Genomic DNA, 681 nt, shown 5'->3' with positions numbered 1-681 from the left:
GAGGCACCCTGCATATGGCTGGAGAAGAGGATATGCCGGTAACGCTGACAAGGAAGAAATGATAATGAAACAGATATTTCTGGCTGCCTTATTTATTTATACGACCGGGATAAGCGCGCAAGTACCTGTTCAGACGGTCTATAAAAAGGGTGGGATCGTATTATCCGCAGTCCGGGACGATGCCGACAGCCGCTTTACTTTATCCTCCGGTAAAAATAAAAACAGCGGTTCGTCCGGAAGTAATATGACCATAGCTGAAAGTGACGCGCCCGGCCTGTTCAGGCTCCTGTCCGCTTTACGGGATTTCGTCCTGTTAAAGGAAGACAGGCCGATGACCCTGCGCCTGAGTGACTCGGTCTATGTCGAAAAACGTAGCTGGCATACGGAAAGTATATGGATATCGGTTCAGGGTTCTGCCGGGCATATGCGTCTTAGCAAGAAGGAACTGGAGGAGCTATTTGGAAAATTTACTGCCTGGTGCGATAAAAATGATATTGATTATTACCGGAATACGCCTGCTGTGGGTTTATCCACCCGCGAATAAGTAAAACGCGGCTGGAAGGCAAAACCATGAACAGTAAATGAATTGTTGTGCGGCCCGGGCATGTAAACCGTAATTGATTAAATAAAAAAACTAAAAAACGGAATAAAAGATGGGAACAGTTGTGAAAAAGATAAAGA

At 45.8% G+C, this 681-nt stretch carries 1 protein-coding gene; it reads left to right on the top strand.

What is annotated here, in order from left to right; translation table 11 throughout:
• The coding region (locus tag ACFO6W_RS23630) for a hypothetical protein (RefSeq protein WP_380001152.1) at positions 1–544 on the top strand (544 nt) is incomplete at its 5' end.
• Positions 545–681 lie beyond the last annotated feature (137 nt).

The sequence above is a fragment of the Dysgonomonas termitidis genome, assembly GCF_042654545.1.
Lineage (GTDB): Bacteria > Bacteroidota > Bacteroidia > Bacteroidales > Dysgonomonadaceae > Dysgonomonas > Dysgonomonas termitidis.
The sequence above is the reverse complement of the archived record's forward strand: the minus strand, read 5'-3'. Positions and strand labels throughout refer to the sequence as shown.